Here is a 13,613-nt window from a genome sequence, read left to right as displayed (position 1 = left end):
TGTAACAAGCCGCGGCGCCTCAGCCCGGCGGCACCACGGCGCGCAGCGTCACGCAGCGCAGGCCGGCCAGGTCGATGGCGTCCAGCACGCCCGGCAGCACGGTGGTGCAGTGGGGCCGGCCGGCCGGATCCAGGCCGGGGTTGCCGTCGTGCAGCAGCAGGATGTCGCGCCCGGCCAGCCGGCCGGCCAGGCGCTGCGCCACGCGCGCGGCGTTGTTGCCGCTGCGGGTATCGAAGCCGCGCCGGGTCCAGGCCGCCAGCTGCAGCCCGAGCCGGCACAGCACCGGCTCCAGGAAGGGGTTGCGCAGTCCCGCCGGGGCACGGAAGAAGCGCGGCGCCTGGCCGGTGATCTGCGCCAGCACCTGCTGCGCGGCGGCGATTTCGCGCTGGATGCGCGCGGGCCCGAACAGCGAGAAATGCAGCCGGTGGGACATGCTGTGGTTTTCCACGGCATGGCCGCGGCGCACGATCTCGCGCACCAGTGCGGGATGCGCCGCGGCGCGCTCGCCGATGCAGAAAAACGTCGCGCTGGCGCCGTGCTGGTCGAGCAGGTCGAGCACCCGCGGCGTCACCGCCGGGTTGGGGCCATCGTCGAAGGTCAGCGCCACGCAGCCTTCGGCCGACGGCGGCAGGCGCAGCAGGTTGGGCCCGAGCCAGGTGCTGCGCGGCCACAGGCCGGCCGCGCACATCGCCGCATGGGTCGCGCCGATGCCGGCCACGGCCCAGCCCAGGCCCTGCGGGTAAGCGAGCATCGCCCCGACCGCGCCCACATGCACGGCGGCAGCGCCATAAAGCAGCGGGCTCGGGCGCCACGGCCGGCTGGGGTAGTGCGCGGGCAGCGGCGCGCCCGGTGCGGATAGCGGCTTCATGTTGCACTCCCGGCCGTCCCTGGTGCCGGGGACGAGGCCCCGGGCGCGAGGATGGCCGAAAACCACAGCGCCAGCACGGCGCCGGGGCCTACCGTCAGCCCGAAGGCCTGCAGCAGCGGCAGGCTCGACAGCGCCAGCAGGCCGAACGCGGCGACCGTGGTCAGGTTGGCCAGCAGCAGCGACACCAGCGTGTGCGGCGAAGCGCCAGCCGCCTGGCCATCCGCTGCCGGGCCATTAAAGAATAGCGCGTAGTTGGAGCCGACCGCGGCCAGCAGCAACAGGCCCACCAGGTGCAGCAGCGTCAGCGGCTGGCCCAGCGCCGCCAGCCCGCCCAGCACCACCACCGCCGCGGCGGCCAGCGGCAGCACCGTGGCCAGCACCCGCCTCGGCGAGCGCAGCGCCACCGCCAGCAGGGCGATGATCGCCAGCAGTCCGGCCAGCGACAGCAGCAAGGCCTCGCGCAGGTAGCCGGCGTAGAGCCGGTCCGATTCGCCCTTCAGATCGACGAACAGGGTATCGGGCACGCCGGCGCGCTGGATCGCGGCACGCACCGCGGCGCTGTCGACGCCGTCGGCGGCGCTGGCCTGGTCTGGCGCATGCACGGGCGCGCGCAGCGGCAGCGTCGCGCTCCAGCGGCCGTTGCGCTGCACCAGCAGCGCGTCGACCGCCAGCGCCATCGACGTGCCGCGCAGGCTCTCGCGCTGCAGCAGCGGCCCGGTGCGGGCCGCTTCGGCCTGTGCCAGGAAGGGCGCGAACACCGAGGCGCGCACCGGCTGCGCGGCGATGGCGGACTGCAGGCGCTGCGCCAGCACATCGGGCGGCGGCAGGCTGGCCTGGCGCTCGCGTTGCGTGGCGGCGCTGGGCAGGTAGCGCGCCGGGCTCTCGTAGCCGCCGATAAAGTTCTGCGCCACCAGCGGCTCCAGCTCATGCGCCACGCGCTCCGCGCCCTGCAGCACGGATTCCTGGTCCGGCCCCGACACCACCACCAGGTAGCGCACGTCCGGCGCGCCCAGGTTTTCGCGCAACGAGGTGTCCAGGGCCTGGTCGCTCGCCGATACCGGGCTCAGCGCCTGCAGTTCCCGGCCCCACAGCGTGCCGCGGTGCAGGGCCAGCACCACGCAGGCACCCACGACCAGCAGCAGCACCAGCCAGCGCAGCCGGTGCGCGCGCGCCGTCAGCCATTGCAGCTTGCGGCCCAGCGGGGCGACGTCGCGCAGCTGCAGCGTGGCCGGCACCAGTTGCGGCAGCACGAAGCGCGTCACCAGCGCGGCGGTGACCAGTCCGGCAATCGAATACAGGCCGAGCTGCGCCAGCCCCGGAAAGCCCGACAGCAGCAGCGACGCAAAGCCGCACACCGAAGTCAGCACCCCCAGCCGCACCGTCGGCCAGAAGCCGCCAAGCCACGCGCGCTCGTCGCGCCGGCCCTGGCGCGTGTACTGCGCGGACTGCACGAACAGGTAGATCGAATAGTCGACCGCCTCGCCGATCAGCGTGGTGCCGAAGCCCAGCGTCAGGCCATGCACGGCACCGCCGAAGCCCAGGCTGACCGCGGCGATGCCCGCCAGCGCGCCGCTCAGCACGGGCACCAGCCCCAGCACCAGCAGCGGCACCGAGCGGTACACCGCCAGCAGCAGCGTGACGATGATGGCGAGCCCGATGGTCGAGAGCCGCTCGACATCGTGCCGGATGGTGTCGCGCGCCTTGACCGAGAACACGCCGGGGCCCGTCATCACCAGCTGGTAAGGGCCGCCGGCGTTGGCGCTGGCAAAGGCTTGCTGCACGGCCGCCATCGCCGCTGCCTGCGCATCGGTATCCGAGCCCGCGCCGGCGGTCTGCGCCAGCAGCAGCGCGCGCTTGCCGTCGCGCGAGGCCCATGCGCCGGCGTGCATCGGCACGCGCTGGCCGGCATCGAGCTGCGCCAGCATCGCCGCGACCTCGCCGGTGGGGTCGCGCGGCAGCAATGACTTGGTAAAGAGGCCCGCCGAGGAGGCCAGCAGCGCGAACGAGTCATTCACCGCCTGGGCCAGCCCGTGTTCGCTGAAACGCTCCGGCGTGACCGCGGGACTGAGCAGGTAACGATGCGCGAAGACGTATTCGCGGTCCGCCGCCTGGTTGACCGGCTCGCCGTTCTGCACCGACGCGAAGCGCGGATCGCCGCGCAGCTGCGCCGCCATCGCGCGCGAGACGCGGGCGCGGCCATCGGCGTCGCCGCCTTCGATGCCGACCAGGATCAGGCGCGATACCAGCCCGTCGCGCAGCTGGTCCACCAGCAACTGCTGCTCGGCGCTGGGCAGCCGCGGCAGGAAGGCGGACAGGTCGGCGGTGAAGGTGGTGCGGCTGACCACGGCGGCGCAGGCCAGCAAGGCCAGCACCCACAACGCCAGCGCCAGGCGGCGCGGTGCCGCGCTCATCGGCTCGGCGCCGGCCGGATCTTCATCACCGAGCGGTCACCGTCGGCCTGCCGGATCTCGATCTGGTCCAGCGCATCCTGACGGCCCGCGATGCGCACCTGGCTGACCGCCGCGGCCATGCGCGAATCCGCCGGGGTTAGCGTCAGCGTCCAGCGGCCGGCACGGCCCTCGACGGCGAGCTTGTAGTAGCGCTCCAGCGCATCGCGGTTGCCGGCCAGCGTGGCGCGGATGCTCTCGATAAAGGCGGCGATCTCGGGGTAATTCTGCAGCGGCATGGTGTAGCGCTTGCCGTCGCGCTCGATGGTCAGCATGTCGCCGTCCAGCACCAGGTTTTCCGGCTTGGGCGAGAGCGTGCGCTTTTCCAGGTGGTCGGGCGCGGTGAAGCGCAGTTCGCCCGAGGACTGCACCGGCTTGTCGAGCAGCGCCAGGTACTTGGTCTCGGTGAACAGCACGCGCCCGGACTTGCGCTGCGCCAGCGTCGACATCAGCTGGTCGACGCCGAACGCGGCGGTGGTGGGTGCAGGGGCGGCCGATGTAGCCGCGCCGGCAAGCGGTGCCAGCGCAAGCAGCGCGCTCGCCAGCAGCGCGGACAACGGGTAGCGGAAGGGACGCGCGGAGAAAAACATCAGTGGCGGCTCACGGGTCAGGGCTCGTTCCCCGGCGGCGGCTGCTCGGACAGCGGCGGGCCGGCGTGCCAGAAGTCATAGAAGTTGAACCAGTTGTACGGGGCGCTGCGGCAGAACCGCTCCAGCAGCTGCACGTAGTCAGCCAGCGCCGCCTGCACCGCGCTTTCGCGCTGGCCGCGCGCGGTCTCGGTGAAGTCCGCCAGCGGCACGAAGTGGACGTCGTAGCGGTTGCCGCCGCGGTACAGGCCGGTGATGAAGAACACCGGCCGCCGCAGCATCGCCGCCATGCGCAGCGGGCCGGTGGGGAAGCCGGTCGGCGCGCCCAGGAAGCTGCATTGCTGCACCGGGTCGGTGGCGCGCTGCGACAGCGTGCGGTCGGCCAGCATGCCGATCATATAGCCCCGGTCCAGGTAGTCGCGCACGCGCAGCATGGTGTCGAAGCGGCCCAGCGCGATCACGTCCTGGCGCATCGCCGGGTTGATCGACTGCAGCACGTCGTTGAGCTTGTGCGCGTTCTCTTCGTACATGGTGATCGCGACCTCCATGTCCGGGTGGCGCCGTCCCAGCGCGCGCACCACCTCGAAGCTGCCCAGGTGCGCGCCCAGCAGGATGGCGCCGCGCCCGCGCGCCATCGCGGCTTCGAGCAGGTGCTCGCCATGCAGGCGGATGTCGAACAGGTCGAAGCGGCCGTTGAGCAGGTAGATGCGGTCGTGGATGGTCGAGGCGAAGGTGAACACGTGGCGGTAGCCGTCGCTCCAGCTGGCCGGGCGTCCGAGCACGCGGTCCAGGTATGCACGCGAGGCATGGCGGGCCGCCGGCGCGAACAGCATGAAGTAGGCGGCAATGCCTCGCAGCACCACGCGCCCGGCGGGCCGGCCCAGCGCCAGCGAGATCCACGTCATGACGCGCAGCAGCGTGATGCTGCCGCGCTCTTCGCGGCTGGACCATTCCGCGTCCAGCGGCGCCTGGCGCCGCCACAGCCAGCTCAGCATGGCGCGGCTCCGCGTACCTGCAGCGTGCCGCTGGCGACATCGCGCCCGGCGCTGCGCAGCGTGAAGCGGATGGTGTGGTCGCCATCGGCTGCCGGCTCGGCCTGGTGCAGCACCTCCACGCGCTCGCCCGGGCGCACCGGGCTCAGGAACTTCAGCATGCTGGCCTGCGCGACGGCAAGCGGGCGGCCCAGCGCAGTCCCGAGCGCCAGCACGGCATGGTCCAGCAGCACCACGCCCGGCACGATCGGATGGCCCGGGAAGTGGCCGGCCATGGCCGGGTGGCCGGCATCGATGACAAAGCCCGGCGGCGGCGCGGGAGGGCGGTCCTGCGCGCCGGACAGGGTTGCCACCAGCGCGGCCAGCGCTTCGCGCGGCAGCTTGCCGGCGGCGTTGCGCGGCAGGCGCTCGGCAAAGTACAGGGGCCGCGGCATGAAGGCCGGATCGATCCGTTCGCGCAGCGCCTGCTGCAGCCGGGCCGGCGTCTGGCCCGGGGCTACCACCACGGCCACCAGCCGCACCACGTGTCCCTGCGTGTCGCCTTCATGCGCGTCGTCGGGCATGAAGAAGGCGCCGTCGCGCACGCCGTCGATGGCGGTGAGCTGGTGATTCAGGTAAGCCAGCGAAGTCCGCTTGCCGGCGATATTGAGCAGGTCGGCCTTGCGCCCATGGAGCAGGAAGCGCTGCGCGTCGAGCGGGACGATCGCGTCGCCCAGCGGCACCGGCTGCTCGATATGGCCGCCCTCGGCCCAGGTTTCGGTATCGCCATCGGTGGCGCTGGCGCGCGCTTGCAGGCGCACCCCTGGCACCAGTGTCCACGTCTCTTCCTGTGCGGTGCGGCGGGTGGCCAGCTGGCCGGTCTCGGTGCTGCCGTAGATTTCGCACAGCGGCGCGGCGAACAGCGCCTCGGTCTCGGCGGCCAGCTGGCGGCCGAGCGGAGCGGTGGCGCACAGCACCAGGTCCGCCGCGGGCATGGCCAGCCCGGATTGCACCAGCGTGCGCAGGTGCACCGGCGAGCTGACCAGCGCGCGCGGCGCCGGCACCGCGGCCAGCGCCGCGCTGACATCGGCCGGGTAGAACGCCGGCGCGGCCACCAGCGCCGCGCCGCCCTGCAGCACCAGCATCACGGTGGCTTCCAGGCCGAACATATGCTGCGGCGGCACCGTGCCGGCCAGCGTCCAGGCGCGCCCGTCGAGCAGGCCGAGCCGTTGCGCCGCGGCGCGCGCGCAGCGCGCCATGGCGCCCCAGGTCTTGCGATGCGGCACCGGCGTGCCGGTCGATCCGGAGGTGAACACGTAGGCCATGACCTGCGCCGCCGGGATCTGCGGGATCTTGATGGGGCCGTCTGCGCCAGTGGCCGCCAGGCCGTCGTGGTAGTGCAGCGCCGGCATCCCGGACACGGCATCGGGCTGGTCGTGCAGGCAGAACGCATCGGGCGCGAACGCCAGCAGCTGGCGCACCGTCTCGGGCGTGTGCGACGGCGGCAGCAGCGTGGCCTTGCCCGCCAGCAGCGCCGCGCACAGGCCGACGGTAAAGCGGTAGCGGTCGCTGCAGGCGTTGAACACATGGCCGCCGGCGGGCAGCGCGGCTGCCAGGCGGGCGGCGTCGGCCAGGAACTGCCTCACGGTGACCGGCCGTCCGTGCACCCACGCAACGATGTCGTCGGGCGCGGCGTGGGCAACGAGGGGGAGCGTGGTCATGGACGGAGCCTGTGCTGGTCTTGCGCGATGCCGGGGCCGGATGGCGGCGCCTTAGCGCGGCAACCCGGCGTGAGCTGCACGGGCCGCCATGAGCGCGCGATAGCCATGCACCGCGTCGAGCAGGCCGCCGTGGCGCATGTCCGGAAACGCGATGCGGCGGTACACCGCCTCGCCCGCGAACATCAGCGCGATCAGCAGCGGCGTGGCCAGGTTGGCGAAGCTGGACCAGGCCGCCACCGGCGCCAGCACGAACAGCAACGTCGAGACGCCGACCATGGCCGCGAAGAACAGCGTCCAGGCCTGGGTCACGCGCACCGTGTAGCGCGCATGCGCGGCAGACAGCGTGCCATGGATGGCCGTGGCGATCTGCGTGCACAGCGGGGTGTGGCCGCGGCGCAGGCTGAGCGCGAACATCGCGCCCAGCGCGGCATTGGCGCCCGCGTGCTGCAGGTAGTAGGTCCAGCCGAAATGGCCGGCCAGCGGCGCGCGCCACAGCCACAGGGCGGCGCACGCGGCCAGCAGCGCCAGCAGGGCGGGGATACGCCCGGCCAGCCGGCGGCAGCCAAGAAAGCCGATCAGCAGGAACGGCGCCGCGCCGAGCCACAGCGCGGCCACTTCGGCGCCCGGCTGGTGGGCCGCGCGATGCAGCGCCGATTCGTAGGCCACGAAGCCCGCCACCGCGCCGATCCAGGCATGGCGCCGCCACGACGGGGCGGCGGCGTCCGGCGCGGGCAGGACACCGGCGGCGGCAGGAGGGAAGCGGTCAACGGGCTGGCTCGAAGGCATCTTGTGGAGCTTGGTGTGTTGCGTAAGGCGCTTGGCCTGCGGCGCGCCGGAATGGCGCAGGCGGCAAGCGAGGCGAACGCTTTATACCCCAAAAGACCCTCCGGACGCGATCATGATTCCCCAATAGGTTGTTGATGTTGTTACTAAACTTCTCTCGACTGGTCCGGGAATGCCCCGTTTGATAGCATTCGGGTGCCCGACGCCCACACCGGGATTGACCCGCCCCGGCACGGGCGGCGCAGCGGCGTTCCAGCCATCTAGCAACATGACCGAACTCGAAACCGAACTTGCCCGCCTGATCCTCGACGAACTCGACATCGCCGAACTGCGGCTGGAGGACATCAACGCCGCCACGCCGCTCTATGGCGAGGGCTTCGGGCTGGATTCCATCGACATTCTCGAGATCGCCCTGCTGGTATCGCGCAAGTACGGCGTCGAGCTGCGCTCGGACAATCCCGACAACAAGACCATCTTCACCTCACTGGGCAGCCTGGCCGCCTACCTGGCGCAACACCGCACGCGCTAGCCCAGCCACCATTCCCTTCAGCCCGGACAGGATCACGACATGCCGCAGCAAGCCACGCCCGCGCCGGCGCTGGTGGCAGGCGGCGCCGAGCCTTCGGCGACCCACCTGGTGCTGATCCCCAGCTATAACCCCGGCGTACGGCTGCATGAGGTGCTGCGCGGCGCGCGCGCGGCCTGGACCCCGGTGTGGGTGGTGGTCGACGGCAGCACCGACGGCAGCGCGCAGTGGCTGCAGGCGCAGGCCGCCACCGACCCCGGGCTGCAGGTGCTGGTGCTGCCTGCCAACCAGGGCAAGGGCGCCGCGGTGCTGCACGGCATCGAGCGGGCCGCGGCGGCCGGCTACACCCATGTGCTGGTGATGGACTCCGACGGCCAGCATCCGGCGCACCTGATCCCGGAATTCATGTCGGTATCGCAGCGCGACCCCGGCGCGATGGTGCTGGGCCGCCCGCGCTTCGACGCCAGTGCCCCGCGCGAGCGGGTGTACTGGCGCCGCATGTCGAATTTCTGGGTCGACGTGGAGACGCTGTGGGCCGGGATCGGCGATTCGCTGTTCGGCTTCCGCGTCTACCCGATCGCCCCATTGCGGGCCGTGATGCAGCATAGCCGCTGGATGCGGCGCTTCGATTTCGATCCGGAGGTGGCGGTGCGGCTGTGCTGGCGCGGCGTGCGCCCCGTCAACGTCGACGCCCCGGTACGCTACTTCGATCGGCAGCAGGGCGGGGTCTCTCACTTCCGCTACCTGCGCGACAACCTGCTGCTGACCGGCATGCACCTGCGGCTGCTGGCCGGCCTGGTGGTGCGCCTGCCGCTGCTGCTGTGGCGCCGCTTGCGCCGGCCGGCCCGTCACACCCCGTAGACCCAGGCGAAAACGAACCAGGCCGCACGCAGCGGCCTGGTTGCCCGTCAGCGGTTCGGCGGTCAGTCGCCCAGCTCGTGGCCGATCACACCACCCACCACGGCGCCGCCGATGGTGCCCGCGGCACTGCCGTCGGTCAGTTCATGCCCGGCGACACCGCCGGCCACCGCGCCCGCCGCGGTACAGCCGGCCAGCGCCATGCTTGCGCCTATCAGAAGCGCGCCTGCGAGTTTCCACATGATGTTCTCCTGTGCCGGGCCTGCGCGCCAACAGCAGCGGGCAGGGCCCTCATGCGTCCACTGTAGGCGTGTGACGCGACGCGGCCCTTCCGTGCGGCGCCGATTGCCCTGTAGGAATAGGACGACGGCCCGGGTGGCGCGGCCGTGGCCTCAGCCCTTGCCGCCGTGCTGGCGCAGCCGCTTGATCAGCGACGAGGTGTCCGCGCGGCCACATCCCATCTGCTGCAGGTCGGCATAGAACTGGTCCACCAGCGCCGTGACCGGCAGGCCCGCGCCGTTGCGGCGGGCTTCGTCCAGGCACAGGCCAAGGTCCTTGCGCATCCAGTCCACCGCGAAGCCGAAGTCGAACTTGTTGTCGAGCATGGTGGGGCCGCGGTTCTCGAGCTGCCAGGAACCGGCCGCGCCCTTGCTGATGACGTCGAGCACCAGCGGCATGTCCAGGCCCGCGCGCTCGCCGAAGGCGATCGCTTCGGACAGGCCCTGGATCAGGCCGGCGATGCTGATCTGGTTGACCATCTTGGCCAGCTGCCCCGCGCCGGATTCGCCGATGCGGGTTACGGCGCGCGCATAGGCCGCGATGACCGGCTCGGCCCGCGCAAAGGCCTCGGCGTCGCCGCCGCACATGATGGTCAGGATGCCTTTTTCCGCGCCCACTTCGCCGCCGGAGACCGGGGCGTCGACAAAGTGCAGGCCGCGTTCGCCGGCCGCGGCGTAGAGCTCGCGCGCGACGTTGGCGCTGGCGGTGGTGTGGTCGACAAAGATGCAACCGCTGGGCGCGCCGAAGAAGGCGCCGTCGCGGCCGGTCAGCACCGCGCGCAGGTCGTCGTCGTTGCCGACGCAGGAGCAGACCACCTGCGCCTCGCGCACGGCCTGCGCGGGGGTGGCGGCGGCCTTGCCGCCGAACCGTTCCACCCAGGCCTGGGCCTTGGCGGCGGTGCGGTTATAGACCGTGACCTCGTGGCCTTTGGCGGCGAGGTGGCCGGCCATATGAAAACCCATGACGCCCAGTCCGAGGAATGCGACACGCATGCTGCTGCTCCGTTGCTTGTTTGATGTTCGGGATCGGTGAAGCGCCGCGCGGGTCCCGCGACGCTGGTCCGGGGAGTATACGGCCCGGGTGGCGCCCCGGACAGATACAGAGCCGCCGGCGGCGGGGCATGACAGCCAGCGCGGCGTGTGGAGGTCCTGACAAGTCACAGGCGGGTCAGAACCCGCCTACGCCAGCATCCGCCCTTGTCCTATCCCTCGGGGCGCGCACGCTGCCTACATTGAACTCAGGTTGCACCTCCGAAGGAGCCGACTCATGTCATTCGCGCTATATCTCATCGGCCTGCTGGTCCTGGTGGGCGGCATTGCCTGGGGCCTGTCGACGGCCGGGCTGGCGCCGGTCTATATCGGCATTGCCTGCCTGATCGTGCTCGGTATCGGCATCATGGCGGCCGTCTCGCGTACCCGCACCAAGGACCCCTCCTGACGCCTTTCCTTGCGGGTCCGGCACGGCGCCGGGCCCGCCCGCCTGTTCCGTCACGCCGCGCAGGGGCGGGCGTACCAGGCTGGCGTTCCACGCCTGCTGGATCACCTGGGCGATCTGGTTGAACGCTTCCTTCGAAATCACCGCCTCTTCGCGCATCGTTTCCAGCGACAACTTGCCCCGCCGCAGCGCGAACAGCATCAGCAGGCGCCGCTCCAGCGCCTCGGTATAGTCGCCGAATCTCGCGCGCATGTCGGCCAGGCCTGCCGCGGCCGCCTGCGAGCGGTCTTCCAGCACCCCGTCGAGCACCGTCGCCATGCGCGCGCCGAACACCGGCGTCAGCATCGAGCGGTTGTAGCGGCGCAGCCGGTCCAGCACGGTCTGGCGGCAGATCAGCAGCTCGAAGCGGTCGGCCAGCGCGCGCGCCAGCGGGCGGTCGATGCCGAGCCGGCGGTGCAGGAACAGCGCCACCTTGAAGCCCAGGTGATAGTCCAGGATATGCCGCGCCGCGCGGTTGTAGCCGATGCGCCCCTGCTCGCGCGCCGCGTCGATCATCTGCGCGGTGTTGCGCATCATCGCGTCGAGGTTGGCCACCGAGATCACGCCGTCGCCGTACTCGGGAATCAGCTCGCGCTCGCGCGTGGCCAGCGTGACCAGGCCGATGCTGAGCCGGTCGCGTTCGGACAGCGCGGTGTCGAAATCGAATTCCGCCGAACCCAGCTCGATGCCGCGCCGGTATTGCTGCGCCGCGTCGCGCGCGATGGCAGGGGGCAGGTCGAACGAATCGGCCACGCGCGCCAGCATCGCCTCGACTTCTTCGGTGGACAGGCGGATTGCCTGCAGCTGCAGCGCCCGCTCCTGCGGCGAAAGCTGGTCCAGGCCGAGCCGGTGGATCAGCGCGCGCAGCGTGGTGCCGTTGAGCAGCAGGCTTACCAGCACGAAGCCGGTCGCCAGGATGGCGACAAAATGCCGCGTTTCGTAGGGCAGGTCGCTGTTCTCGGCGATGCCCAGCGCCAGCACCAGCGTCACCGCGCCGCGCAGCCCGCCCCAGGCGATGGCCAGCTTGAAGGCGCCGTCGATGGGCGCGCTCAGCCGCAGCCACGACAGCAGCGGCAGCAGCCCGAACAGCGTCGCCAGCCGCGCCGCCAGCGCCGCTACCACCAGTGCCAGCAGCAGCCAGCCATGATGGCCGGTCACGCCTGCCAGCATCGACGGCACGCGCACGGCGGCCAGCAGGAACACCACCGCGCCGGCAATCCCGGCGAACTGCTCCCACATCATGCGCAGGTGGCGCCAGTTGGCCGGCGCCAGCCGCGTGGGCCCCAGCGCGCTGACCATCAGGCCCGCGCACACCACGGCGACCACGCCCGACACGCCCAGCAACTGCTCGGCCAGCAGGTAGAGCGGGTAGGGCAGCGCCAGCGTCAGCGCGCTTTCCGCCATGGCCAGGCCGGCCAGCCGTGGCAGCAGGTCCGACACCAGCCGGCCGGCCAGCGCGCCGCACAGCACCCCGCCGACAAAGGCCCACGCCAGTTCGCGCAGGCCCGCCGCCAGCGTCGCCTGCGCGCCATGGCCGGTCAGCATCGCCACCAGCACGCCGACGATGGCGATCGCGGCGGCGTCGTTGAGCAGGCTTTCGCCCTCCACCAGCCGGATCAGCCGCGCCGGCGCGCCCACGTCGCGGAAGATCGCGATCACCGCGGCCGGGTCGGTGGTGGCGACCACCGCGCCCAGCAGCAGGCACACCGCCAGCGGCATGCCGCTGGCCGCCGCCGTGGCCACGCCGATCACACCGGTGGCGACCACCACGGCCACCACCGCCAGCAGCAGGATCGGCGCCGCGTCCGGCAGCATGCTGCGCACGTCGGCGGTCAGCGCGGCGTGGAACAGCAGCGGCGGCAGGAAGATCCACAGGTAGGCCTCGGGCGGCAGGGCCGGGTCGATCAGCGGATGCAGGAAGTGGTAGGCAAAGTCGGGGTGGGCCGCGTCGATGGCGACATAGCCCGCGCCGATGGCAATGCCGATGGCCGACAGCAGCGTGGATTCCGGCAGCACCAGCCGTGCCGCGGCCACCTGCACCACGGCGACGATGGCCAGCAGCGCGCCGGCCAGCACCAGGATATCGACGATGATGCTCATGCGCCGGCCTCCGGTGCCGCCGCCGCCGTCGGCGTTACCAGCGGCGGGCTCGCCAGCCGCGCGCGCACGGCCGCGGCCAGTTCGGCCGCCGCCGGCGACAGGCTGCGGTTGCGCGCGGTGACCAGGCCGATCGAGCGCTCGGTGACCGGCGCGGTCAGCAGCCGTTCGACGATGCCGGGCTGGCGCACGGTGCCCGCCGCGATTTCCGGCAGCGCGGCCACGCCGAAGCCGCATTCGACCATGGCGGCGATGGTGGCCAGGCGTTCGGCCTCGAACACCGGCTGGAAGCGGATGCGGTTCTGCAGGAAGGCCCACTCCGCGTACTGGCGCACGCTGCTGGGATGGGTCATCGACACATGCGGCGCGTCGGCGGTATCGGCCCAGCGCAGCGGGCCGGGGCTGCGCGCCAGCGGGTGCGCAGACGGGATCAGCAGCACGAAGCGGTCCGACAGCAACGGCTCGTAGTGCAGGTCGGCCTGCTGCGGGTTGGCGGCGGTCAGCGCGAAATCCACATCGCCGGCGCGGACCAGGTCGAAAGCCGGCCCGGACAGGGTATCGAACACCTTCAGCGCCACCTCGGGCCGTGCCTGGTGGTAGGCCATCAGCACGCGCGGCAGCACCCGCGCCGCCAGCGACGGCAGCGCGGCCACCGCCACCTGGCCGCGCTCGGCGCTGGCGATGCCGGTCACGGCGTCGATGGCGCCGCGGAACGCCGCCTGCAGCAGCGCGGCCTGCTGCATGAAGACCTGGCCCGCCGCGGTCAGGCGCACGGTGCGGGTGGTGCGGTCGAACAGGCGCACGCCCAGCGCTTCCTCGATGCGCAGGATCTGCGTGGACAGCGCGGATTGCGACAGGTGCAGCTGGCCGGCGGCCTGGCGGAAGTTCAGCGTGCGGCCCAGCACCAGCGTGGTTTCGATGTCGCGCATCGACAGGTTGATGTGCATGGCAGAAGCGGTCCGGCCGCATGCGTGGCCGGACTGTCAAGGCGATTGATCTGGTT

Annotated in this window: 11 protein-coding genes and 1 pseudogene; 2 read left to right on the top strand and 10 right to left on the bottom strand. The window is 71.9% G+C overall.

Annotation, left to right across the window (positions count from 1 at the left end):
- Nucleotides 1–19: 19 nt before the first annotated feature.
- The 6 genes from CBM2594_RS21755 to CBM2594_RS21730 are packed head-to-tail and all read right to left on the bottom strand — an operon-like array spanning nt 20 to nt 7,380.
- Complete coding sequence (locus CBM2594_RS21755) at nt 20–868, bottom strand: polysaccharide deacetylase family protein (protein ID WP_116358839.1); 849 nt, start codon at nt 866–868, stop codon at nt 20–22.
- Nucleotides 865–3,279, bottom strand: coding sequence for an MMPL family transporter (locus CBM2594_RS21750; RefSeq protein ID WP_116358838.1), 2,415 nt, complete (start codon nt 3,277–3,279; stop codon nt 865–867). The genes CBM2594_RS21755 and CBM2594_RS21750 overlap by 4 nt, the downstream gene beginning before the upstream one ends.
- Nucleotides 3,276–3,905, bottom strand: coding sequence for a LolA-related protein (locus CBM2594_RS21745; RefSeq protein ID WP_116358837.1), 630 nt, complete (start codon nt 3,903–3,905; stop codon nt 3,276–3,278). Before CBM2594_RS21745 ends, CBM2594_RS21750 begins: the two co-directional genes overlap by 4 nt.
- A 17-nt stretch (nt 3,906–3,922) precedes the next feature.
- Nucleotides 3,923–4,897, bottom strand: coding sequence for an LpxL/LpxP family acyltransferase (locus tag CBM2594_RS21740; protein WP_116358836.1), 975 nt, complete (start codon nt 4,895–4,897; stop codon nt 3,923–3,925).
- Entirely contained in the window at nt 4,891–6,594 is a 1,704-nt protein-coding gene (locus CBM2594_RS21735; RefSeq protein WP_116358835.1) for an AMP-binding protein, read from the bottom strand. Before CBM2594_RS21735 ends, CBM2594_RS21740 begins: the two co-directional genes overlap by 7 nt.
- 51 nt (nt 6,595–6,645) lie before the next feature.
- A complete protein-coding gene (locus CBM2594_RS21730; RefSeq protein WP_116358834.1) occupies nt 6,646–7,380 on the bottom strand; it encodes an acyl carrier protein in 735 nt (244 codons plus the stop codon).
- 265 nt (nt 7,381–7,645) lie between these two features.
- On the opposite strand from CBM2594_RS21730, the gene CBM2594_RS21725 reads away from it, so the two are divergent.
- Together CBM2594_RS21725 and CBM2594_RS21720 are read left to right on the top strand one after the other, a co-directional pair.
- Nucleotides 7,646–7,906 carry a phosphopantetheine-binding protein gene (locus CBM2594_RS21725; protein ID WP_116358833.1) on the top strand — a complete coding sequence of 87 codons (261 nt, stop codon included), beginning with the start codon at nt 7,646–7,648 and terminating at the stop codon, nt 7,904–7,906.
- Nucleotides 7,907–7,945: 39 nt separating this feature from the next.
- A complete protein-coding gene (locus tag CBM2594_RS21720) occupies nt 7,946–8,764 on the top strand; it encodes a glycosyltransferase family 2 protein (protein WP_116358832.1) in 819 nt (272 codons plus the stop codon).
- Nucleotides 8,765–8,826: 62 nt separating this feature from the next.
- On the opposite strand, the gene CBM2594_RS21715 is transcribed toward CBM2594_RS21720, so the two are convergent.
- The 4 genes and pseudogenes from CBM2594_RS21715 to CBM2594_RS21700 form a co-directional block, all read right to left on the bottom strand.
- On the bottom strand, nt 8,827–9,003 hold the full coding sequence (locus tag CBM2594_RS21715) for a glycine zipper 2TM domain-containing protein (RefSeq protein ID WP_116358831.1): 177 nt from the start codon (nt 9,001–9,003) through the stop codon (nt 8,827–8,829).
- A 150-nt stretch (nt 9,004–9,153) separates the two neighbouring features.
- Nucleotides 9,154–10,041: pseudogene (locus tag CBM2594_RS21710) on the bottom strand (NAD(P)-dependent oxidoreductase); the annotation flags it as partial.
- A 277-nt stretch (nt 10,042–10,318) separates the two neighbouring features.
- Nucleotides 10,319–12,613: a cation:proton antiporter gene (locus tag CBM2594_RS21705; RefSeq protein ID WP_116358829.1), complete on the bottom strand. Its 2,295-nt coding sequence runs from the start codon at nt 12,611–12,613 to the stop codon at nt 10,319–10,321.
- Entirely contained in the window at nt 12,610–13,557 is a 948-nt protein-coding gene (locus CBM2594_RS21700; RefSeq protein WP_116358828.1) for a LysR family transcriptional regulator, read from the bottom strand. Before CBM2594_RS21700 ends, CBM2594_RS21705 begins: the two co-directional genes overlap by 4 nt.
- Nucleotides 13,558–13,613 lie beyond the last annotated feature (56 nt).

This window comes from Cupriavidus taiwanensis, from assembly GCF_900249755.1.
Classification (GTDB): Bacteria; Pseudomonadota; Gammaproteobacteria; order Burkholderiales; family Burkholderiaceae; genus Cupriavidus; species Cupriavidus taiwanensis_D.
The sequence above is the reverse complement of the archived record's forward strand: the minus strand, read 5'-3'. Positions and strand labels throughout refer to the sequence as shown.